Source organism: Ignavibacteria bacterium (genome assembly GCA_036262055.1).
In the GTDB taxonomy this organism is placed as follows: Bacteria; Bacteroidota; Ignavibacteria; order Tepidaquicellales; family Tepidaquicellaceae; genus DATAJP01.
Genome location: DATAJP010000002.1, coordinates 46,321 through 69,993, shown reverse-complemented (window position 1 = coordinate 69,993; position 23,673 = coordinate 46,321). Strand labels below are relative to the sequence as shown.

Here is a 23,673-nt window from a genome sequence, read left to right as displayed (position 1 = left end):
ATATTATTAGAAAATATTGCAATATTTTTGTCACAGCTATTGCAATAATTGGACAACTCCCTCAAAAAATACAACGAAGAACGAATAAAATTCTGGGATAACATTTATTCCAAAAATCCCCGCGGAAATTTTTTCTCAAATTCATATCACAAGAGATTAGTTGAGATAATTAATTTCATCATTCCCGAAAATGCTAAAGTTCTTGAAACCGGCTGTGGAACGGGGGATTTGCTTGCAAAGATTAACTCAAATAATAAAACAGGCATAGATTTTTCAGGTGAAGCAATAAAAATTGCTAAAACAAAATATCCTGATATTAAATTTATTGAAGCGGACGTTCAGAATTTTGATTTTGCAGGTTTGAATCAAAAATTCGATTACATAATTCTTTCTGATTTAGTGAATGATTTGTATGACATTCAGAAAGCTTTAGAAAACATCCGTCCGGTTTGTAATGATAATACAAAATTAATTATAAATTTTTACAGCCGGGTCTGGGGATGGACATTGAAGCTTGGTGAAATTGCCGGATTAAAGAAAAAAAATCTTGAACAAAATTGGATTACCGTTACTGATATAAAGGGACTTCTTGATTTATCGGGATTTGAAATGATTAAATCGTGGCATGAGATTTTACTCCCTGCAAATATTCCTTTGCTTAATCCTTTTTTTAATAAATTCCTTGTAAGAATTTTTCCCTTCAATCATTTATCACTGACAAATTTTGTGATTGCCCGTCCTAAGCCAAAAGCTAAAAAAGAATATTCAGTCTCCATTGTTGTTCCTGCCCGAAATGAAGCGGGGAACATTAAAAACATTCTTGATAGAACAAATAAGCTTGGAAAAGAAACCGAGTTAATTTTTGTAGAAGGCAACTCGACCGATAATACTTATGAAATCATTCAAAAAGAAATTCATTCATACAATAAATTATCTGTTACTCTGATAAAACAATCGGGAAAAGGAAAAGGCAACGCTGTGCGGGAGGGTTTTAAAATTGCAAAAGGGGATTTGCTAATGATTCTTGATGCAGACCTGACAGTACCGCCCGAAAAACTTTCTAATTTTTATGATGCGCTTGCATCGGGAACAGGGGAGTTTATTAACGGAGTGCGACTTGTTTATCCTATGGATGAAAAGGCAATGAGATTTTTTAATTTTATGGGTAATAAATTTTTCAGCGCTGCATTCAGCTGGCTTTTAGGTCAGCCGATTAAAGACACACTTTGCGGAACAAAAGTTTTATTTAAATCTGATTACGAAAAAATTGCAGCACAAAGGAGTTACTTCGGCAACTTTGACCCCTTTGGAGATTTTGATTTAATTTTCGGTGCTGCAAAATTAAATCTCAAAATGATTGACCTGCCGATACGTTATAAAGAAAGAACATACGGGGAAACGAACATTCAGCGGTGGAAACACGGGTGGTTGTTATTCAAAATGGTTTTCTTCGCAGCAAGAAAAATAAAGTTTAAGTAAGAGAATTTGTCATCCCAGCGGAGGCTGGGATCTAAGCAAATATCTGCTAATTTTATAAAAGCTTAGTTTCTATAAACTTTATTGAAAGATTAAAATATAGAATACAAATCATTTATCTTTGGATTCCCGCCTGCGCGGGAATGACATCAATCAGAATACAAAAGAAAAGGGGCTTCCGCCCCTTTTATTAACCATTTTCAGTTAATTTTGCTTTTTTACTTTTGCCTTTTCATTTCACTAAAAGCATTCTCTTAGTATTTGTGAATTCATTTGTTTGCAATCTATAGAAGTAAGCACCGCTCGATAAGCTACTTCCGTTCCAGGTATATTGATAATTTCCCGGTTGAAGTTCCTGATTTACAAGCTGTGAAACCAATCTTCCTGTTATGTCATAAACATTCAATGTTGCAAAAGTTTGTTTTGCGATTGCAAAGTTTATTACAGTTGAAGGATTGAAAGGATTCGGATAATTCTGAGATAAATCAAACTTGTCAGGTATAACCGAAGAAATTTGCTGAATGCCTACGTTTATGGTTCCGTATTTAATCTTTGCAAGATTTGCATTTGCAAGAAGGTCAACCAAGGTTGTTCCTTTAAGAATTGCAAATGAAACGATTGTTTCTGCACCGGCATTGAGATTAAAGGGTCCTGCTGAAACAACAATCGCATTTAATCCCGGTCCCATAGGCGTCGAATTTACCCCATTGCTCATTGCCTGCCATTTTTCATCCGTTGTAAATCCGTTTATAATGTCAGTTCCGTTTATCGGCTTGAAATTCAAAGTCTGCTCGGTCAGCAATGATACACCGAGATAAGGAAGCGTAACATTTGAATTAAAAGTATATCCTAACTTTGATTCGGTATTTACAGTTGAAGTATTATTTCCGATTACTCCGCCCGGCTGGAAGAAAATATATGTTCCAGCATAAAGATTTGTTAAGTTGACTCCGCTGGTGTTTCGAACCCTGTATCTTAAAATAATATAATTGGCATCGGTTGCTGCAGAAAAAGCAAAGCTTCTTGCATCTACCTCAAGACCAATCTTGTTGCTGCCTGCTCCGTTATCATTAAAGAATCCGCGTCCATCCTGGGATGAATAATCACCGGGTCTTTTTAAATCATATCCTGTTAATCCTACAAAATCAGTATCAGAAACGTTACCTGCTGCCGAGCTTCTGCAGTTGTCCATAACTTTAGTATTGCTGTTTGCGATCATTAATCCGCCTTCAAATATATTATTTCCCGTTACTCCTTGGATAGTCAATCCGTTACCGTAAGGTTCTGATTTTTTACCGATAGCTCCGTCTTTTGTTAAGGACAATAACATATTGTTCACATCATGTGTAACCCATCCGAGACGGAATTTAATATTAATTGCAGACGTATTGAAATCTGTATATGTGCTTGATGATGCAGATAATCTGAATGTAACTGTTTTATCAAAAGGACAGCTCGGTTTAGCTTTAACAATAAAAGTATTGTTTAAGCTTGTTGAGAAGGTCGAATATGCTCCGATGTTTCCGACATAAATTGAATCTTTGACAATTTCTACATCCGGGTCTGTTGTCGTTAATCTTATTGAACAGTCATTCGCTCCCTGCCAGATATTTTTCATATTAAGCTGAATCGTTATCTGTTCGTTTATTCCGAAGCTTTTATCATTATTTCCCAAAAGAGAATCGCTTGAAGAGCTCGAAAGAATTGAAATAATAGGCATGTCAGTCATTGCCTTTAAAGCGTTAACTCTGCCCGTTCCGAGCAATCCAACAAAAGAAGGATTCAGATGATAAATACTGTCAACAGTTGATTTTAATCTGTCAACAACCTGCTGTGGTGCCCAGCTTGGATTTTTTGATCTTATTAATGCAACAGTTCCTGCAGTTACAGGTGATGACATCGAAGTTCCGCTGAAAGCCGCATAAGTATCATTCCATAATGTGCTGACGATTCCATCTCCGGGAGCGGATATATCAACCGAACTGTGAAAATTTGAGAAAGATGCTTTCAGGTCTGCTGAATTTGTTGCCGCAACTGAAACAGCATTATCATATGCTGCCGGGTATCTCGGTGCATTTGTATTCTGGTTTCCTGCCGATGCGCATACAATCACTCCGTTTGCCCAGGCATTTTGAATCATATTATTAGTAGTTCCGCTAAAAAATGAACTTCCGAAACTGCAGTTAATTACTTCAACGCCCATTTGCGTGCAGTAATATATACCCTGGTCGGAATTATAAATTAAGCTTGTTCCGCCTTCTCCGCTGAAATCATCATCATCACCATGCTTTGAAATTAAAAGTTTGCATTTGAACCCGATACCTGCACCGTGAACTCCGTTATCAGTAACCTGTGAAGCACAGCCGGATACGTGCGAACCGTGGTTGCAGTTATTGCCGAATACATTCGGGTCATTATCCATTGCCGAACCGTTTCCGATAAAGTCCCATCCGCGCCAGTCATCGATGTATCCGTTATTATCATCATCAATTCCATTAACCGGGTCAGCATAATTATATTTTATGTTTGCCGCGAGGTCAGGATGGTCAAGGTCGCTTCCGCTGTCAACGATTCCGATGACAACATTAGTATCACCTTTTGTAAAATCCCATGCGCCGAATGATGAAATTTTTCCTATGTGATATTGAGCATTTGTGTTCGGATCGTTCGGAATATAATCCATTTCATAAACCATATCTACATCAGCAAATTCGAGAACGTCACTGTTTTCCTCCATTATTTTTTCAGCAAGAACATAAGGGTCAACATTCGAGTCATATTTTATTGTGTAAACATTCTCAATGTCTTTTACATTTTTGAAGCTTGCTTTCCTACTTTCAGAAATTTTGTATCTTTCTTCGCTTAAAGACACGTTATAATCATTTATTATGTTATCAAGCTTTGATATGCCGAAATGTTTTCCGTCTGTATCAACATTCAAATATGTTTTGAACTTCAGAATCACTTTGCCTTTCTGGTAAAGCGCATAAGTATTTGTTGTTAAGTCTGTTCTTTTAATAACTTTGTCATTAACCATCTCGTAACGGTAATTTCCGTTTTTTGGTCCAAAACTAAAAAAAGCAAGACATAACAAACTCATTAGAGTAAAAAGTTTGAATTTCATATAGTTTTAAATTTAATTTATTTCTTCAGGGGTTTATAATTCTTCACTTGTCCATAAAATTTAGGAAATATTTATCACATTTTATCTCCAAAATTTCATATTATTAACTCTGATTTCGGGAATAAAGTTTACTTTATAAACGCCATTTTTCGGGAATCTGAGAAGGTTAATAGCCCGAAATCATCAAAAACTTCAATATTGTAATAATAAATTCCAGTGGGCAGATTACCGATGAAAAATTCAGTTGTATGAAAACCTTCACGGCGATTTTCATTTAACAGAATACCCACAATGCGGCCTGTTACATCAAATAAACTTAACTTTACTCTGCCCGGCTGTTTTAACTCAAAATCTATTCTTGTGGAAGGATTAAAAGGATTCGGATAGTTTTGATAAAGCTTATACGATACGGGAATTACCGGCGGTTCTGTGTTTATGTCTTTTAATATTAGATTATCAGGGTCGAATTTATATGAACGGGGTTTTTGATTAAAATTAAATGTGAAAACCTGATTTTTCTGATTATTAAAAACTTTAACTGTAGTATCTCCGTTGTCAAATTGAAAAAATATTTCTACGGGCATTGTGAAGAATAGAGGATTTGTAATTTCCTGAATTTGATTTATGTTAAAATTAGTCCTGTATGTGTTTTCAGTTTGTTCAATACTCCAGCTTAAATCATACTTCGGATAACCTTCGCCGTATATCCATTGGTTGAAAAAATAATCGAGATTGGTTCCTGAAACCATTTCCGCAACATTTTTAAAATCTGATGTTGTTGCAGATTTATATGCAAGCAATGAATCGTTGGCATAAGTTTTTATCGTTTTGAAAAACAAAGAATCTCCGAGAACACCTCTTAGCATATGTAAAACTATACATCCTTTTGCATAACTTCTATCACCGTTAAAAATCTCAGCAACGCTGTTTGGTTCTTGAACATAAATGCTTCCTACCGCGCGCCGCGCATCTATCATAATCTGGGAAATATCGTTCCTGTAATATTCTTTTCCATAGGAATGTTCGCCCCAAAGTGCAGCTCCGTAAGTTGCAAAGCCTTCATTGAGCCATATTTCTCTCCAATCTTCGCAGGTTATTTTATCTCCGAACCATTGATGCACAAGCTCATGCGCAATGACCGATTCAATAAATGTTCCCATAGACGACATTGTCTGATGCTCCATTGCCCCACCCCAGGTAATTTGCGCATGCCCATATTTTTCATTTATAAAAGGATACTCACCGAATACGTTTGTATAAAATCCGAGCATCAGAGGGGTTTTGTCAATATTTGGCTTTACTGAATTAAAGTTCGACGGATAAATGTAATTAACAATCGGAAGGGAATCACCTGAACTGTATCTGAAATAAATATCATATTTTGTATAATTTGTCACGGCAAGCGAAATCAGATACTGTGCAATGGGATATCTGTTCGACCATTTATATGTATTTGTGCCGTCTCCGTTGTTTAATGTTTCAACAAGCAATCCGTTTGAACCGGCAATCAGTTCACTTGAACATTTTACCCACACATCACTTGAATCAGCTTTGTCTGAAGGAGTATTTTTGCAAACAAACCAATCCGATGCGCCGAACGGTTCCGATAAAGTCCATATCAAAGGAGCACCGCTTTGAGTTGAAAATACAAAGCTTTCATTATCAAGCGGCGGCAACCCGTGATAATAAACAGTTACGCTGATGTTTTCGCCAATGCTTACAGAATTTTTTAAATCGATGAAAATTTTATTCGAGTTATGCGTCCAGCTAACTTTGTTATTGTTTTGAATAACTGAATCAACAGTGAGTCCGTTTGTTAAATCCAGAAAAACCTGACTGAGAGAATTTTTCAATGAAGTTGCATTAATCTGCGTGTATGCGTTTATGCTGTTTGGATTGAGATTGATTTGAATAAAAAGCTTATAATAAGTTGCATCTATGTTTGTATCGCCTTTATATGTTCCTTTGCCGTCTGAAAGCAGATGAGAATACTTCCGCATCTCTTTTTGCGCATACTCACGGTTGTAAGACTGTGTGTATGCATTAGCTGAGATAAAGAGAAAACAAAGTAAAATAAAAAACTTCATAATATTATTTCACTAAAATCATTTTTTTAGAAATAACCGTTCCGTTTGTAATTAAGCTGTAAATATAAATTCCGCTCGGACGATCGGAGGCATTCCAGCTGATTTGGTAAACACCTGCTTCAAGTTTTTCATCCAATAATTTTTCTATAAGCTTTCCGTTAATATCATAAATGTTTAATTTTATGTTCTGCCCGTTTAGTTGTGAAGGGATGCTGAGTTTTAGTGTAGTAACGGGATTAAAAGGATTCGGATAATTATTAAATAAATCAAATCTTCCGGGAATTTCATTTTCGAGTTTAACGATTTGAGAAGGATTCCACATGTTGAACAACACCTGAAGCGAATCAATCGGGTCGCGGTTGGTCGGCGTATTATTAACTCTTAAATCAAGATACAAGCTTCCGAGAGTATCCTGTGTTCTGCCGACTCTTAAAAATGCAGAAATGGAAGATTTATTTAGCGAAGCGCATCGTGTATCTGCACCGATAACTTTAGCTCCCTGTAAAGCAGCCATTAATTTTTTTGCCAGACTCCCCGGTTCGCGGTTAAATCTTGCTTCCATCGAATCAAGAATCTGCTGACCAAGCAAAATGTTTCCCTGAATCATATATGTCGGACCCGTAATATGATTTTTATAATTCAGGCAGTTAACTCCCGTATATCCTGCTCTTTGTGATGTGGTAGATTTAACAATTCCATACTGACGTATAGTCGGGTTATTGCTGACATCATGAGCAATTAATGAATCAATAATCTGCTGAGGTGATAATCCCATAAGAAACAAGCTCCGCGCATAATTCTGGTTTGCGGCAACATACGATGCTTGAGAATGAATCACGCCTTTACCCGGATGAACGTCGCTTAGTATAATACAATTAGCAACGCATGATGCGCCTGCGCTTCCGACTTCACCGGTTACGGGGTCCCAGGCGCAGATTGAAAATGTATCCTGGGAATATGCTAAATGAAAATTTAGTAAAAAGAAAATTATGAGAAAGGAAAAAGTTTTCATAAACGGAATGTTAGTTGACTCAAAATAAATAATTCCGCTGTTTAAATCACTATCGGTATTCTTCTGCCTTTTTGCTTATCCACGCCGAGTAATCAAAACTTTCGGAAATATTAGCGTCTTTGGCTGGATTTTTTAACAATTCAAAATCATTTTTGAACTTACTCAAGACCTTCTTTTTAGATTTGTTATCCTTCTTTGAAATGAATCTCGTTAAAAACTGAATGAAAACTTTTTCAGAAATGTCAATCTCTCTTGATTTGCTTAAATGATATTTTGTGTTTTTAATAAGATATTTTAAAAGTTCATAATTATGAAGCTCAAAATGAACAAGCAAATTTAAAATGCGTGTTTTTATGAGTATGTCTTTTCTTAATTCATTTATATCATGATTTAAAATTACATTGCAGAATTTAAGCGCCCTTTCGAATTCATTTAATTCAATCAGGGTAACTAAAGACTTGTAATAAAATTCCAACTCAAAATCCCGGTCAAAAATTTTTGAATTAGATGCAATCAAGTTAAACATATCATCTATGGTGTTCAGCAACTGATTATTATCAAGCACGTTTCGGTTATTTAAAAACTCAATATATTTAAGTGTCACTTTAAAATTTTTTTCAGCTTCACGCTCATTCAATTTTAAAGAGTTAAGCTTATCAAAAACTTCTTTATATGTTTTAAAATCTTTTTGATAAATTGCATTAATTATGAGATTCTCAAGACACGCCTGTTTTATGTTTATTATGGAATCCCGGAAAGAATCAGGGTGATTTTCGACAATTTGAAGACGTTTTTTATTGAATTCGGAGTTTAACTCTATATTATTTTCTATCCTTGCAAGAAAAGCGTTTAAAAACCAATAATACTCTTTTGCCTGTATTGTCAATGCGGCGGATTCGTTAGAAAGCAAATAATGGTTCTTAAGTTCGTTAATTTTTTTGTGAGTAGCTGCATTCATTGAATACCGTTCGGTTCTATAAAGATTTGAAATTTCCCGCGTTAGTTTTGAATATGCAGTAAGGTTCTCAATTTTTTTGATTGCCTGTTTTTCTTCCTCATAATAGTCAATTTGTTTATGCTTTAGATAATCTTTCATCTTTACAATTATCCGTTCGAGTTTAAGAATATCGATATAACTTCCGTATTTTTCATATTTAAGCGCAGTGTCTTTTAAAACTTTATAGCTTTTGAAATATTGCTCAAAGAGCCCTTTTCTGTATAAATACTTTGTCTTAAAAAAATTTAAGCCAAGCTCATAATCGCTTGAAACATCGGAATAAAAATTAAACATGCTTTTAAAAATCTGGTTATATAAATAATTTTTGGTGAAGGTCAGCTGTTTGATAAAATTATCTTTTTTAAATTTTTCTTTAATTTTGCTTTCGTCATACTCATTTCCGTTTTCTGCCTGTCTTTCAATTTCATTAAATAGTTTCAGATAATTCATATTTTCTTTGCGGTTTCCGGATTGCAGGTTGCTGTAAATCTTAAAATAACGTTTTTCGCTTTTGGTCATTGATTTTATTATCTCAAAAAGGTCTTCTGATGGCTTCATAGAAGTATATGTTTAAAATTGATTCTGAATAAACTTAGCTTTTAAATATACGTTAAATTCATATAAAAAATAAACTTTTATCATGAAAAAAATAATACTTAGCATTTTAGCAGTATTTGTATCAGTTAACATATCATACTCACAATATTTCACAAAAGTTACAACGGGGCAGTTTGTAAATGACGGGGGCGCATCGCGCTCGGTGAATATGATTGATTATGACAATGACGGTGACCTGGATATTTATGTTACCAATGGTCTTATAGGCGGACAAAACAATTTTTTATATAAAAATAACGGTAACGGAACGTTCACAAAAGTAACTGATATTGTAATTGTTCAGGATGGAAGAAGGTCGGACGGAAGCAGCTGGGCTGACATCGATAATGACGGTGACCTTGATATGTGTTTTGTAAACTGGAGCGGAGCAGGTAATAATTTATACACGAACAACGGCAACGGGACATTTACATTTTTGAATACAAATCCTGTTTCAGTAACCGGAGGTTATTCCGAAACTTGTTCATGGGGTGATTATGATAACGATGGCTTGGTTGATATTTTTGTTTCAAACAGCGCAGGCGCGAATCACAAAAATTTTTTATATAAAAACGCAGGTGCAGGAAATTATGTCCGTATTGATACAGGAATTGTTGTGAGTGAAACCGGAGCATCACGTGGAGTGAATTGGGTTGACATCGACAATGACGGTGACCAGGATTTATTTGTTGCTAATGAAGAAAATCAGTTTAATTATTTATACAAGAATAATGGGGCAGGATACTTTACAAAAGTTACCAATACGGTCATAACTGCCGAAGCAGGAAATTATTGGAGCGGCAGCTGGGGTGACTATGACAATGACGGTGATGAGGATTTATTTACAACAAACTGGGGTGGCGTAAATTCTTTATATCGAAACGACGGAAATTTTACTTTTACAAAAATGACAGGTGATACATTAGTAAATGACCCCGGTTATAACGCGTGCAGTGCGTGGAGTGATTTTGATAATGACGGCGACATCGATATTTTTGTTACGCAGGCATATGGTCCTGTGGGAGTAAAACTTACAAATCGTCTTTATAAAAATTTATTAAATGAAACGGGTAAATTTGAATTTCAAAGAGTTACAGGAGATGCATCGGTAAGCGACAGCGGTTATTCATATGGTTTCAGTTGGGGTGATTTAAACGGTGATGGTTTCGTTGATTTGTTTGTTGCAAATACTTTTGGTGAGAATCAGAATAATTATTGTTATATGAACAACGGCAACTCGAATGCAAGGGTTCAGATAAGGTGTATCGGAACTACATCAAATAAAGCAGCCATCGGGACAAAAATAAGAGTTAAAGCAAACACGTGGGGGAAACCAACCTGGCAAATGAGAGTCATCGAGGGGCAAAATGGTTATTGTGCTCAGACATTATGGCAAAGCTTCGGATTGTGGGTTGCAACAACTATTGATTCAATAGTTGTTGAATGGTCCTCAGGAAACAGAAGCGTATTTACGAATGTAGCTATCAATAAATCATATACTATTACTGAAAACGGCGGCATTGTAAATATTGAAAAAGAATTTAATTATAATAATCCTTCGGATTTCAGATTGGAACAAAATTATCCAAACCCGTTTAATCCGGCAACGACTATTGAATTTACAATCCCTTCAGATGTCAAAGGTCAGATGTCAAAGGTGAAATTAAATGTATATGACTTAACAGGAAAATTAGTTGCAGCTTTATTAAATGAAAATTTATCGGCAGGAAGCTATGAAGTGAAATTTAACGCAGGAAATCTTTCAAGCGGAGCTTACTATTATAAACTCGAAACCGCATCGTATGTCGAAACGAAGAAGATGATGTTGATTAAATAAGCAAAAGGCAAAAGTAAAAAGGCAAAAAATAAATCCAGTGAAGTCATTCCCGCGTAAGCGGGAATCCCAGTATTAAAAATTCATCGATGACGCCTTTGTCAAAAAGGGATTTTTTACTTTTGCTTTTTTACTTTTTACTAAAATTACTTCTCACTCATTTTAAAAAAATCATCCCAGAAGTCATCAGGAACGGGCATGACCGATAATCTTGGTTCACGAGTGAGACGAAAATCTTTATACTTGGAATTGGCTTTTACTTCAGCAAGAGTAACGGGGCGTTTTAATTTTTTCAAGGGCTTAATATCGAAGACGACATATTTCTGGTCGTCTTCTTTCGGGTCGGGATAAGAATTTGTAGTCACCTCGCCGATGCCTACGATTTGTTTTTCATCACCTGTATGGTAAATAAAAGCTTTATCACCTTTTTTCATCTGACGGATAAACATTAATCCCGCAGGACTGCCAACGCCATCCCACGTAGTTTTTTTATCTTTCACTAAATTATCCCACGAATAAACTGTAGGTTCGGTTTTTAAAAGCCAATATGCCATATGCTGTGAATTGTTAATTGTGAAATGTGAATGTTATTTGAAATTCAGCAATTAAATTTTAATTTTATATTTTTAAAAATTACCAAAACTTTTTATAAGAAAACTTACCTAAATACTTTCCGTTTTTCGTAAATGCTGTTATTGTCAGATTATTTTCAGAAAGCTCTATCTCTCGAATTTGCTTATCATTTGAAAAAATAATTTTATTGTCAGTTATACCAAATTCATTTTCAGGTTCGCCCCATTTAGCTTCTACTATTCCCCATTCATCAAGCCAGGTAGCATAAACAAAACTGTCGGTACTGTCAATCATTAAATACCCTATATCTCCATTTCTAATCCCTAAATCACTATAATAAGTAAAATTTATCATTAAATGATTTTTGTTCCACTTACCCCATTCAAAATTCACAACAGTTATTGTCTCTACAGTCACACCTCCTATGGTATTTGTTATACTTGATTGCCAACCACCAACCAATTTGTTAAATACATCTCTGTCTGATTGAGCTTTAATATGAGTTGCAAATAAAAGAACAAAAATGAATGTCATAAAAATTTTTTTCATGTTTTACTTCTTTTCACTATTGACAATTGACAAATGACAATTCACTATTCACGTATTGTCAGCTTCGCGTATTTCAAAACAATTTTTTTCAAGCCGATGTCTTCGAAATATATCTCTGCCTTCTTATCGAGTCCTGCGCCCTGTGTACTGATAACTTTTCCTTTGCCGAATGATTCGTGTTCAACAATCGTTCCTTTGTGAATATCAGGAAACTTGTCGTTCTCAAATTCCTCTTTCTCTGCTTTTTTCTTTTTGCCGATGTATAAATCATATTGAATCGCGCGTCCTGATTTTGCTTTTGAAACAGGCGCATACTCCATTCTGTTTTTTAAGCTTTCATGTTTGATATGCTTATCAAAAATTTCAGGAGAGATTTCTTTTATGAATCTTGACTTGGTCTGATATGAAGGTGTCCCGAATTTATATCTCGTATTTGCAAACATAAGGTAAAGCTTTCTCATTGCGCGTGTTATTGCAACATAAAACAATCTGCGCTCTTCTTCAAGCTCTTCTTCAGATGTAATTGAATTGCCTACAGGGAATAATCCCTCTTCAAGTCCGGTTATGAATACAACAGGAAACTCTAATCCCTTTGCCGCGTGAATAGTCATCAATGTAACTGCATTTTTCTGATTATCAAGTGTATCTATATCGGCTACAAGCGAAACTTCCTGCAAAAACCCTTCAAGCGAAGCATTGTCAACCGTGTCGGAATACTCTGCAATTGCCGAAATTAATTCTTCTATGTTTGCAATTCTTTCCTCGGCTTCAAAAGTATTTTCGGATTTTAAGTTCCGTATAATTCCTGTGTGGTCAACAATTCCGCGTGTAAGCTCAAGCAAGCTCATTTCATCTTTCAGATATTTAAACTTCGATATGAAATTATTTACTTCAGTTAATCTGTTGCGGATATTTGAACTGAACCCCTGATGCTTTTCGAGCGTATGCAGAACCTCATAAAGCTGTATGCCTTTCTCATCACCTATTGCAACGAGCTTATCCACGCTTGTTTTCCCGACTCCTTCAGCCATTCCCAGCACACGCAGAACAGATTCGTTATCAAATGGATTTGCAATGATTTTTAGATAAGCGAGAATGTCTTTAATTTCTTTTCGCTGATAAAAGCGGATGCCGCCGACGATTGTATACGGAATTTTCTGCATCCGCAAAGCATCTTCGAGCGTTCTTGACTGCGCATTCGTGCGGTATAAAACTACAAAGTCTTTATAATTATATTTCGATTTATGAATTTCATCGAGAATATTCTTTGCGACTTTTAATGCTTCATCTCTATCTGACATAGATTCCGTTAAATGAATTTCTTCACCTTCCAGGTTTTCAGTCCATAAAGATTTATCAATTTGTTTTTTATTTTTTTTGATTACATCATCTGCAAGCTGGAGAATTTTTTTTGTCGAGCGGTAATTCTGCTCAAGACGGAATAAATTTCTTTCCGTGAAGTCCGTTTCAAAATCAAAAATATTTTGTATCTCAGCTCCGCGCCACTTATAAATCGACTGCGCATCATCACCAACAACGGAAAGATTTTTATGTTTTTGAGATAATGCTTTTATAATTAAATACTGCGCCTTGTTTGTATCCTGATATTCATCGACAAGAATGAACTTAAATCTTTCCTGATATTTTTCGAGCACATCGGGATTGTTATTGAACAATTCAATCGGTTTTGTGAGCAAATCATCAAAATCCATTGCATTGCTTCGTTTGAGGCAGGGCTGATATTCATTATAAACTGTCAAAACCTTCCTCTCAAAGTCTGATTTTGCAAATAAAGAAAATTCCGCTGGGTTTATGAATTTATTTTTAAGATTGCTGATTGTGTGCTGAACCGCTCTCGGATTGGTTGAATCTTGCGAAACATTATTTGCATTCATTATTCCTTTGATAACATTCAAGCTGTCATCAGAATCATATATTGTAAAGTTTCTATTGAATCCTATTCGCTCCGCTTCGATTCTGAGCAGCCGCGCAAAGATTGAGTGAAACGTTCCCATCCATAGCTTGTCTGCGCTTCCGGGATTTAATTTTGAAATACGCTCGCGCATTTCGCTTGCAGCTTTGTTGGTGAAAGTCAAAGCAAGAATTTCAAACGGACTGACTCCGCTGTCGAGGAGGTATGCAATTTTATATGTGAGAACTCTTGTTTTTCCGCTGCCGGCACCTGCGATAATCATGTTAGGTCCTTCTATGTGCTCAACTGCCTGTCTCTGCTGCGGATTTAACTCATCTAAATTAATACTCATTAAAATTATAAATTAAACTGACTTACGTCTTAAACTTGTTATCTGAAATGTGATTTATTAAAAATACTCATTTAAAAAATAAACTTATAGAGAAAAGATTTTTATTGTCATCCTGAACGAAGTGAAGAACCAATAAGTAAACGTAAGGGTATTCATCGCTTTACTCAGAATGACACTTTAGGGGGTTCTCTCCCAAATTTAGCTTTTTAAATTGCTGAAATTTTATATAAATTAAATCCGATATGAAATTAATTAACCTCAAAACCTCAACCTCAAAAACACTCTTATATTAACATGAAAAATTATATTCTTTCCTCTTTGCTATTAATAATAGTAGTCGGATTATTTTCGTTTTCAAATAAACCAGATACAACGGTTTCCACTAAGGAAGTTTATTTCAAAATGCCTGAGGGCATTTCACAGAATGATTATGTTCCAAATACCATCATATTTAAATTAAAAGAAAGCATAAGGAACGGCTCGGGAAATGATTTCATCGGAAGTCCCGTTGTGAACTATGCGCTTTCACAGCTAAGTTCAGAGCGTGTTGCAAAAGTATTTCCCGGAAAAGAAAAACCTGAATCTGATTTCAGCATTCACGGCGAAAAGCTTGCCGACCTTTCTCTTATATATATAGTAAAATATAATTCTCCGGTTGCTCTTGAAAATGCAATTAACGATTTATATGCAACAGGTGAAGTTGAATATGCACAACCATATTACATTCAGAATCTAGATTTTACTCCGAACGACCCGAGCTTGGGCTCGCAGTATTTCATAACCAAAGTTGCATGCCAGCAGGGATGGGACATTCAGCAGGGTGATACAAATGTTTATATAGGAATCGTTGACAGCGGCTCTGACTTAGACCACCCGGACTTATCGGCTAACATTAAGAAAAATTATGCAGACCCGATAGACGGTGTCGATAACGATAACAATGGATATGTTGATGACCTGAATGGATGGGATTTTGGTGGTGCCGATTATAATAACATTGTTGGCGACAACAATCCTAATTGTTTAGGGAGTAATACAAATCACGGCTCACACGTTTCAGGTGATGCAAGCGCAGTAACAAATAACGGAGTCGGCGTTGCAGGTCCGGGATTTAAATGCAAGCTTCTCATAGTCAAAACTTCTGCCGATAACGACACTCGCGGACCCGGCGGAACAGCTTATATTTTAAAAGGATATGAAGGAATTGTTTATGCTGCCGACAGGGGCTGCGCAGTGATTAACAACTCATGGGGCGGAAGCTTTGCAAGCTCTTTTGAGCAGGATGCGGTTACTTATGCAACTATAAATAAAAATGCTCTGGTCGTTTGCGCAGCAGGCAATGATAACTCAAGCGCACCGCATTATCCGTCGGCATTGAAATACGTTATCAGTGTTGCTTCTACAAATTCAACTGATACACGCTCATCTTTTTCTAACTACGGAACGACTATTGACGTATCAGCTCCGGGTTCAAGTATTTATTCCACATTATATAACAATGGTTATGCAACTTTTGACGGAACATCAATGGCTTCACCAATTGCTGCAGGCGTTGCCGCAATAATTAAATCTCAATTTCCTTCATATACTGCTTTGCAGGTTGGTGAAAAGCTCAGAGTAACCTGTGATAATATTAACGGAACGAATCCATCTTATGCCGATATGCTGGGCAAGGGACGTGTGAATATGTTCCGTGCGTTAACGGTCAATTCACCATCAATAAGAATCACTGACTACACTGTAAGTGACGGCAACAATAACGTTCCTCAGCCGAATGATACATTAAGAATTACCGGAACATTCAGAAATTATCTTGATGCCGCTGCGAATGTATCTGTTACAGTTTCAACCACTTCAACTGCAGTTACTATTCTTAGCAACACTGCAACACTCGGGGCGATGGCAACAATGGGAACCGCAAATAATAATTCTTCACCGTTAAGAATCAGAGTCAACTCTAATGCTCCTGCAAATTCTAATGTGGTTCTGAAGCTTGTTTATGCTGACGGTGCATATTCCGATTTTGAATATATATCTGTTATAGTCAATCCAAGTTATTTCACAATGAACGGAAATAAAATAGCAACGACAATCAACAGCAGAGGAAATTTTACTTACAATAATTATCCGACAAACACACAGGGAATCGGTTTTACATATAACAACGGCAGCAATCTGAACTTTGAAGGCGGCTTGATTATGGCAACTGCAAATAACAAAGTTTCTGATGTTGTGAGAGGTGCAGACCCAAATACACAGAATTCCGATTTAACAAGTGTAATTCCTTTTACAATAACAACTCCGGGAACGGTATCGGTTCAGGATGGCAGTGCGCAGTATAATGACAACGGCGCCGGTGGTAATAAGATTGGTGTTACCGTTGACTTCAGGTCTTATGCGTTCAACACTCCTGCGGATGACGATTATATAATTTTTAAATATAAAATTACTAATACAAATGCTTCGGCAATTTCAAATTTTTACATCGGTATTTATTCCGATTGGGATGTCGGCACAAACGGCGATTTGAATAAAGCAGATTATGATGCCGTTAATCAGCTTGGTTATATATGGAGAACGGATAACAATCCTAATTCTTATGTTGGAATGTCTCTGCTTACAGGAACAAATGTTAACTACTGGGCGATTGATAATGACAACGCAGTTGCAGGAAATCCTTGGGGTGTCTATGATAATTTCACCGATATAGAAAAATGGCAGGCACTTTCTTCAAATATCGGAAGACAAACCGCAGGCGGAACCGGAACGGGACGCGACGTATCGCATGTTCTCGGAGCAGGACCTTTTTCGATTCCTGCGAATTCAAGTATTTATGTCGGGTTTGCTCTTGTTGCCGCTGAAAATCTGAATGACTTAAAGACAAATGCCGCAAATGCAAAAATAAAATATGCATCAGTGCTTGGCATTTCTTCAAATGAAAATTTAATACCTGAAAAATTCCAGCTTCATCAGAATTATCCTAATCCGTTTAATCCATCAACGACAATAAAATTCGGATTAGCTCAAAATTCTTTTGTGAAAATTTCTGTTTATGATATGCTCGGCAGGGAAGTCGCGCAGTTGGTGAACCAAAGATTAAATGCAGGAACTCATGAAGCAAGTTTCAATGCGTCGAACCTAACAAGCGGAACGTATTTTTACAAACTCGAAACAGAATATTTTACGGAGACTAAGAAAATGTTGCTAATAAAATAAAATTTTGTGTCATTCTGAGCGCAGCGAAGAATCCCACTCTATTTAATTAGATTTTTAAAAAACAAAAAGGATGCTTTAACAGGCATCCTTTTTTGTTTGCTTACATGTTATTTGGAGGAAACATGAAAATTATTTATAAATTATTTTTTAATGCCCAGCATTTCTTGTCCGCCCTGAAATAATATCATTTTTGTAACGTTTCCGGAATCATCTTTAATAAAAGTAATATCTGCTTCTACAATTTTGAGAAAAAATTTGTTTTCGGCTTCAGGAAACATTTCAAATTCACCCTGTCCGGTTGCCTGTCCATAAATTTTTCCGTCTCTTGTTCTTACTTCAATCGCAAAATCAGGAGCTAACTCATATACACCTGTATATTGTTCATAAATTGCAGGGTCAACCGTGACTTCTACTTTTACAGGCTTCTCTTTTATTATAACATCTTCACCAAATATTATTCTTGTAATTTCAGGTCTTATCTCATTTAAGTCGGTCATGTCATTATTACAAAGAATTATAACCGATGTTGTATCTTGAATGAACCTCTGTATAACAGAAGTAAATCCCGGTATGCGTCCCGCATGCCAGATTCTTTTGTGTATAACACTGTCATATTTTGGTTCGTCAATTATTATTCCATATCCGTAGTTCTGCTTACCCGGTGTGAACATTTGTTGTTTCGATTCCTCGTTCAGGATTTTATTACCGTATAAAGCCATATCCCATTTTAGCATGTCATCGACCGTTGAGGAAATACTTCCGGCTGCACCGGCATATTCAACTTTCATGTATTCAGCACGGATTATTTTTTTATCTTCGTCCATAGTATAACCGGTCGCGAACATTACGTCTGTAGTGTCGAATACATCAAAGGCTGAGTGGTTCATTCCAAGCGGAGTAAAAATCGTTTCCTGAACAAATTCTTTATAAGTTTTTCCCGAAGCTTTTTCGATTATGTCTCCAAGAATTAAAAATCCGGTGTTTGTATATTTCATTAAAGAGTCAGTTTTGAATTCGAGCTCTCTTGCATACATAGTGTCTAAAATCTCTCCGACCGTTTCATACGAAATTAAATTTGTCATTACGGAAGGGTCGCCTGTATAACTTGGAATGCCGGAAGTATGATTTAATAAATTTCTTATTGTTATTTCATCCCCATATTTATATGAAGGATAATATTTTGAAAGTTTGTCATTTACCGAAAGCTTATTCATTTCCTGAAGCTTTAAAATCAATGCTGCAGTAAACTGTTTTGTCATGGAGCCGACAAGATATTTCAGGTCGGGATTATTGTGCAAATGTTTTTCAATGTTTGCAAAACCGTAAGATTTTTTGAAGGTTGGAATTCCGTTTTTAGCAACAAGAACCGTTCCCATAAACTCACCGCGTTCATATCTTTTTTGGAGATAATCTTCCAGCTTTGTTTTATAATCTTGAGAAAATACGGAAGTTGTTTGCAAAAAAAGGAAAGAAATAAGTAAGAAAAATATATGCTTTTTCATTATGGATTTCATAGGGAAAGAATTAAATTTATTTAATGATTGTTATAATGGTTGTGACGGAAAAACTCTCCATAAGGTTTCATACTTAAATTATATTACTTAAAATTAACTTAATAGAAGTTATTTTTATGAAGTATCCTTTTAATATAATTGAAAAAGAAAAATCTAAAAGATTATACGTTGCCGGAGCTGACCAAGCTTTTTAAGCACGAAGGCATCGAACCTTATCGAGCAAAACAGGTTTTTGAGGGCATTCATCTGCATTTGGCTGAGAATATCAATGACATAAAAAACATTCCCATTTCTCTGAAAGAAAAACTAAATCCGGAATATGAAATTGGAAACCTTAACTGCCTGCATGTCGATGATTCGATAAAATATGCCACAAAGAAATTTTTGTTTGAAACTCAAGACGGCAATAAAATAGAAACGGTATTAATCTCAGAGGATGGCAGAGATACTGTCTGCGTTTCGACTCAGGTCGGATGTAACGTAGGATGTGAGTTCTGCGCTACGGGTAAAATGGGATTTTCAAAAAATCTAAAGCCTTCCGAAATTGTTGACCAGGTTTATAATGTCTGGAAGATTACAGGAGTGAAGCCAACCAATCTTGTTTATATGGGAATGGGTGAGCCATTTTTGAACTATGAAAATATGCTTAACTCTTTAAAAATTTTAACATCCGAATTTGGAATAAATTTATCATCACGCAAGATTACAGTTTCGACGGTTGGATTTAAAGCTCGTATCAAGAAATTCGCAGATGATTTAATGCATTCTGAAAACAAAGGCATCAAAAACGTTAAGCTTGCGTTATCTCTTCACTCAACTGATAACGGCATTCGTGAAGCAATTATCCCAACGTCAAAAAAGAATACACTTTCGGAAATATATGAGGAGCTGATTTACTTTTATAGGACTACAGGTAATAAAATAACTTATGAATATATTTTCTTTGAAGGATTGAACGATACCGAAAATGATTTAAAACGGCTTACGAAACTATCGGGAATGATTCCGAGCAATATAAACATTATACCATTTCACCCCATAGGCTTTAAGCTAAATAAGCCGTTAGACATATTTAATAAGAAAAAAGAGGCAATTTCATCCCCAAAAGATATTGATAACTTCCTTTCAAAAAATAAATTATTTGATTTTATTGAAAGGCTCAGAAAAAACAAGGTAGTCGTGAATCTTCGTTCTTCGAGCGGTGTTGATATAAATGCCGCCTGCGGACAGCTTGCGGTTACGAGTTCAAAATGAATCTTTCTAAGAAAATATAAAGTTTAATAATTATACAACATATACAATATAAATGGAACCATTAAGAATACATCGTCTGATAATTTTTGGTCCTTGCGGGGTCGGAAAAGGAACGCAGGCAGAATTGGTTGCAAAAAAATTAAACCTTAAACATTTTTCAACCGGTGAAATTTTGCGTCAGGCAGTTGCCGAAGGGACAGAGCTGGGTAAAAAAGCAAAAGCTGTGATGGATTCCGGCGCGCTTGTTTCAGATGATATAATGATTGGCATTGTAAAGGAAGCGCTTGCAAATCCTGATTCGGCAAATAATTTTATACTCGATGGGTTTCCAAGAACGCTCGCTCAGGCAGAGGCTCTCGATAAAATTTTTGATGAGCTCGGATATGATAACATAAACGTAATTTCTTTAACAGCAAACGAACAGGAATTAATTGACCGTCTCTTGAAAAGAGGCAGAAGCGATGATACTGAAGAAACTGTTAAACACAGAATTAATGTTTATAATGAATCTACCGCTCCAATCCTTGCGCATTATGATGGGAAGTATAACATAATAGAGGTGGACGGTGTCGGAGACATTGAAGCAATAAATGAAAAAATATTAAAATATGTAGCTTAGTGTTTCATTAAATTGTTAAGTAAGTTTTAAGAAAACATCAATAAAAATACGTTAATTCTATAGGTTTTCTCAATTGCAATTTAACTTTTAAACTAATATTTTAGCAAATTAAATTATAAAATTATGTCAAAAGTTAAGGTCACGGATTTAAATGATAAAGGAATCATTATTTTAAGCCCAAAAGGCAATTTTGTTGGCGGTGATGAAACCGATGAACTTCGTGATGCTATAAAAAAGCTTTCCGATGAAGGAAATACGAAGCTTATAATTGATTTAGGCGATGTATTGTATTTAAATAGCACCGGACTCGGTGTTTTAATTTCCGCTCACACTAATTATGCAAAAAGAAACGGTGAAATTAAGCTTTGCCAACTCAACAAAAATATTGAAAATTTATTCGTAATTACCAAACTATCTCGAATTTTTGATGCTTACCCAACCCTCGAAGAAGCAATTGCGGCGTTTAAGTGAATTTTATATCAGTGAAATAAGTTAGACTTTAGTAGCATTTTAAATCAAGCTTACATAAATTAATAATTAATAAAACAGACAACCGGGAGGATAAATCTCAATGAAACAATCCGTTTTTATTACAACGCTTTTAGTAATCGCTATCGTTGTATCATGTATTATTTACTTTTTAGTCTTTGGAAACGCAATGAATTTTAAGCCGGACGCTCCAAACGTTCCTGCTAACATCATGGGAGCCATCTATCTCGGCGGACCTGTAGTTATAATTTTGATGACACTTGCTATTATGGTTATTACCTTCACAATAGAAAGAGGTCTTTCTTTAAGCAAAGCTAAAGGAAGAGGTCCGATTGAAACCTTTTTGAAAAAAGTTCAAGGTTACTTAACCGAAGGTAACATTGAAGCTGCTATCGAAGAATGTAATAAACAAAAAGGTTCCATTGCAAACATTATCAGAACAGGTCTGGAGAGATATCAGGTAGTATCGCTTGACCCAAACAAAGATAAAGACGAAAAATTACAGGAAGTTCAGAGTGCCATCGAAGAAGCAATGATGCTTGAAGTTCCGCTTCTTGAAAGAAACCTTGTTGCTCTTTCAACAATCGCAACGGTTTCAGTGCTTGTGGGTCTTTTCGGAACGGTAGTTGGTATGATTCGTTCATTCCAGGCGCTTGCAACAGCAGGAACTCCTAACGCTGCAGAACTTTCAGCAGGTATTTCTGAAGCTCTTATCAACACTGCAGGTGGTCTATTTGGAGCTATCGTCGGAACTCTTTCTTATAATTTCTATACCACAAAAGTTGGTAACCTGACTTATATGATTGATGAAGCAACATATAATATGCTTCAGATTTTGGCTATTAAGTCTAAATAATAGGCATTTTCAATGCATTTTGAAACTTAAAGTTATTTTAAAAGTTTAATTTATATGTTAAAGAAAGCAAGAAGTACAAAGAAACCCGGCATTAACATCGACATGACACCGCTTGTGGACGTTATCATGCTTTTGCTCACGTTCTTTATGTTGACGGCAACATTTAAGGCGGCAGAATCCGAAGCTGTGGAAGTTTCCCTCCCGAAATCGATAAATACAGATTCCACACGTCTTCCGGAAACGGACATTATGATAATTACACTAACAAAAGAAGGCGATGTTTTTCTGGATGTAGATAACTATAAAGTCCGTCAGACGGTATTTGGCGACCCGTTTGCAATCGGAATGTATCATCCGGATTCAACAACGACAAGTGAAGTATTGGAAACCGGGAAAGTCGGTAACAAGGAATTCAAGCGAACTATAAAAGTGATGAACAGGGCACAGTTTGAAAAAGCTATGTCTGATATGAGGGTCACACTTTTGAACTTAACAGAGGGCAAGCAGGATTTCAGAATCGTTGTAAAAGGTGATAAGGATACTGACTTTGGAGTTGTTCAGGATTTAATGGCTTCACTGAAAGAAACAAAGAATACAAGATTTGCACTGGTTACGGATTTGAAATCCGAAACCATACAATAAATAATTTTATAAACTTTATAAATTAAAGTATTATGGCTGGTGGCGGTTTTGATGCTCCGGAACCTTCGGGGGGACGGGGAAAGAAAAAATATCACAAAGGCAAAAAGCTCGGCGTTAGAATAGACATGACTCCGATGGTTGACGTAATTATGCTTCTGCTTACTTTCTTTATGTTGACCACAACGCTTGCAGCACCTCAGGTTATGCAGATTAATTTGCCAAAAGGTGAAAAGAGTGACATAGTAAAAATTGATGCAGGTAATGTTTTGTTTATCAGAGTTTCAAGTCAGGGAAACATTTATGTATCTCAGGGTACTTCTGCGGGCAGTGAAACAGCACCTCAAAGAACAGAATTTAACAACTTAAGAACAACTCTTGAATCTTATTATGCAGGGAATCCTAATCTTGTGATGCTCCTGAAATTCGACAGAAAAATGAAATACTCATTGATGGTTGATATTCTTGATGAAATTAACAGGGCAAAGATTCAGAGAAAATACAGCTTCCTGCCTATGGAAGAAGCAGACTTGGTGATTGTAAATGCTGCAGGCGGTTAAATAAGGTATTTTT

The 23,673-nt window shown here is 35.9% G+C and carries 17 protein-coding genes; 9 read left to right on the top strand and 8 right to left on the bottom strand.

Annotation, left to right across the window (positions count from 1 at the left end):
- Positions 1 to 48: 48 nt before the first annotated feature.
- Complete coding sequence (locus VHP32_02000) at positions 49 to 1,479, top strand: glycosyltransferase (protein HEX2786649.1); 1,431 nt, start codon at positions 49 to 51, stop codon at positions 1,477 to 1,479.
- A 229-nt stretch (positions 1,480 to 1,708) separates the two neighbouring features.
- Here VHP32_02000 and VHP32_01995 read toward each other — a convergent pair whose 3' ends face one another.
- The 4 genes from VHP32_01995 to VHP32_01980 all read right to left on the bottom strand — a co-directional run bounded on the left by VHP32_01995 (position 1,709) and on the right by VHP32_01980 (position 9,254).
- On the bottom strand, positions 1,709 to 4,600 hold the full coding sequence (locus VHP32_01995) for a S8 family serine peptidase (GenBank protein HEX2786648.1): 2,892 nt from the start codon (positions 4,598 to 4,600) through the stop codon (positions 1,709 to 1,711).
- A 128-nt stretch (positions 4,601 to 4,728) separates the two neighbouring features.
- Positions 4,729 to 6,687 (bottom strand): M1 family aminopeptidase, encoded by a 1,959-nt coding sequence (locus VHP32_01990; protein HEX2786647.1) that lies wholly within the window; start codon positions 6,685 to 6,687, stop codon positions 4,729 to 4,731.
- A 4-nt stretch (positions 6,688 to 6,691) separates the two neighbouring features.
- Entirely contained in the window at positions 6,692 to 7,699 is a 1,008-nt protein-coding gene (locus tag VHP32_01985; GenBank protein ID HEX2786646.1) for a DUF1028 domain-containing protein, read from the bottom strand.
- A gap of 49 nt (positions 7,700 to 7,748) precedes the next feature.
- Positions 7,749 to 9,254: a hypothetical protein gene (locus tag VHP32_01980; GenBank protein HEX2786645.1), complete on the bottom strand. Its 1,506-nt coding sequence runs from the start codon at positions 9,252 to 9,254 to the stop codon at positions 7,749 to 7,751.
- An 82-nt stretch (positions 9,255 to 9,336) separates the two neighbouring features.
- Between VHP32_01980 and VHP32_01975 the strand changes: the two genes are divergently transcribed.
- Complete coding sequence (locus VHP32_01975; protein ID HEX2786644.1) at positions 9,337 to 11,130, top strand: FG-GAP-like repeat-containing protein; 1,794 nt, start codon at positions 9,337 to 9,339, stop codon at positions 11,128 to 11,130.
- Between the two features lie 143 nt (positions 11,131 to 11,273).
- Here the strand turns inward: VHP32_01975 and VHP32_01970 are convergent, their stop codons facing one another.
- The 3 genes from VHP32_01970 to VHP32_01960 all read right to left on the bottom strand — a co-directional run bounded on the left by VHP32_01970 (position 11,274) and on the right by VHP32_01960 (position 14,513).
- Positions 11,274 to 11,681 carry an EVE domain-containing protein gene (locus VHP32_01970; GenBank protein HEX2786643.1) on the bottom strand — a complete coding sequence of 136 codons (408 nt, stop codon included), beginning with the start codon at positions 11,679 to 11,681 and terminating at the stop codon, positions 11,274 to 11,276.
- A 79-nt stretch (positions 11,682 to 11,760) separates the two neighbouring features.
- On the bottom strand, positions 11,761 to 12,249 hold the full coding sequence (locus VHP32_01965; GenBank protein ID HEX2786642.1) for a hypothetical protein: 489 nt from the start codon (positions 12,247 to 12,249) through the stop codon (positions 11,761 to 11,763).
- Positions 12,250 to 12,293: 44 nt separating this feature from the next.
- Positions 12,294 to 14,513, bottom strand: a complete 2,220-nt coding sequence (locus tag VHP32_01960) for a UvrD-helicase domain-containing protein (protein HEX2786641.1) — start codon at positions 14,511 to 14,513, stop codon at positions 12,294 to 12,296.
- Positions 14,514 to 14,807: 294 nt separating this feature from the next.
- On the opposite strand from VHP32_01960, the gene VHP32_01955 reads away from it, so the two are divergent.
- Positions 14,808 to 17,729: a S8/S53 family peptidase gene (locus VHP32_01955; GenBank protein HEX2786640.1), complete on the top strand. Its 2,922-nt coding sequence runs from the start codon at positions 14,808 to 14,810 to the stop codon at positions 17,727 to 17,729.
- A 140-nt stretch (positions 17,730 to 17,869) separates the two neighbouring features.
- On the opposite strand, the gene VHP32_01950 is transcribed toward VHP32_01955, so the two are convergent.
- The gene (locus VHP32_01950) at positions 17,870 to 19,231 is read right to left on the bottom strand and encodes a serine hydrolase (GenBank protein HEX2786639.1); all 1,362 of its coding nucleotides are present in this window, start codon (positions 19,229 to 19,231) and stop codon (positions 17,870 to 17,872) included.
- Positions 19,232 to 19,381: 150 nt separating this feature from the next.
- Here VHP32_01950 and rlmN point away from each other — a divergent pair, with 150 nt between their 5' ends.
- The 6 genes from rlmN (at position 19,382) to VHP32_01920 (ending at position 23,660) form a co-directional block, all read left to right on the top strand.
- On the top strand, positions 19,382 to 20,497 hold the full coding sequence (gene rlmN, locus VHP32_01945; GenBank protein HEX2786638.1) for a 23S rRNA (adenine(2503)-C(2))-methyltransferase RlmN: 1,116 nt from the start codon (positions 19,382 to 19,384) through the stop codon (positions 20,495 to 20,497).
- Positions 20,498 to 20,549: 52 nt separating this feature from the next.
- Positions 20,550 to 21,116, top strand: coding sequence for an adenylate kinase (locus VHP32_01940; GenBank protein HEX2786637.1), 567 nt, complete (start codon positions 20,550 to 20,552; stop codon positions 21,114 to 21,116).
- A 123-nt stretch (positions 21,117 to 21,239) separates the two neighbouring features.
- Positions 21,240 to 21,587: an STAS domain-containing protein gene (locus tag VHP32_01935; GenBank protein ID HEX2786636.1), complete on the top strand. Its 348-nt coding sequence runs from the start codon at positions 21,240 to 21,242 to the stop codon at positions 21,585 to 21,587.
- Between the two features lie 100 nt (positions 21,588 to 21,687).
- On the top strand, positions 21,688 to 22,461 hold the full coding sequence (locus VHP32_01930; protein HEX2786635.1) for a MotA/TolQ/ExbB proton channel family protein: 774 nt from the start codon (positions 21,688 to 21,690) through the stop codon (positions 22,459 to 22,461).
- Positions 22,462 to 22,515: 54 nt separating this feature from the next.
- Positions 22,516 to 23,103 carry a biopolymer transporter ExbD gene (locus tag VHP32_01925; GenBank protein HEX2786634.1) on the top strand — a complete coding sequence of 196 codons (588 nt, stop codon included), beginning with the start codon at positions 22,516 to 22,518 and terminating at the stop codon, positions 23,101 to 23,103.
- 32 nt (positions 23,104 to 23,135) lie between these two features.
- On the top strand, positions 23,136 to 23,660 hold the full coding sequence (locus VHP32_01920; protein HEX2786633.1) for a biopolymer transporter ExbD: 525 nt from the start codon (positions 23,136 to 23,138) through the stop codon (positions 23,658 to 23,660).
- The last annotated feature ends 13 nt before the right edge of the window (positions 23,661 to 23,673 follow it).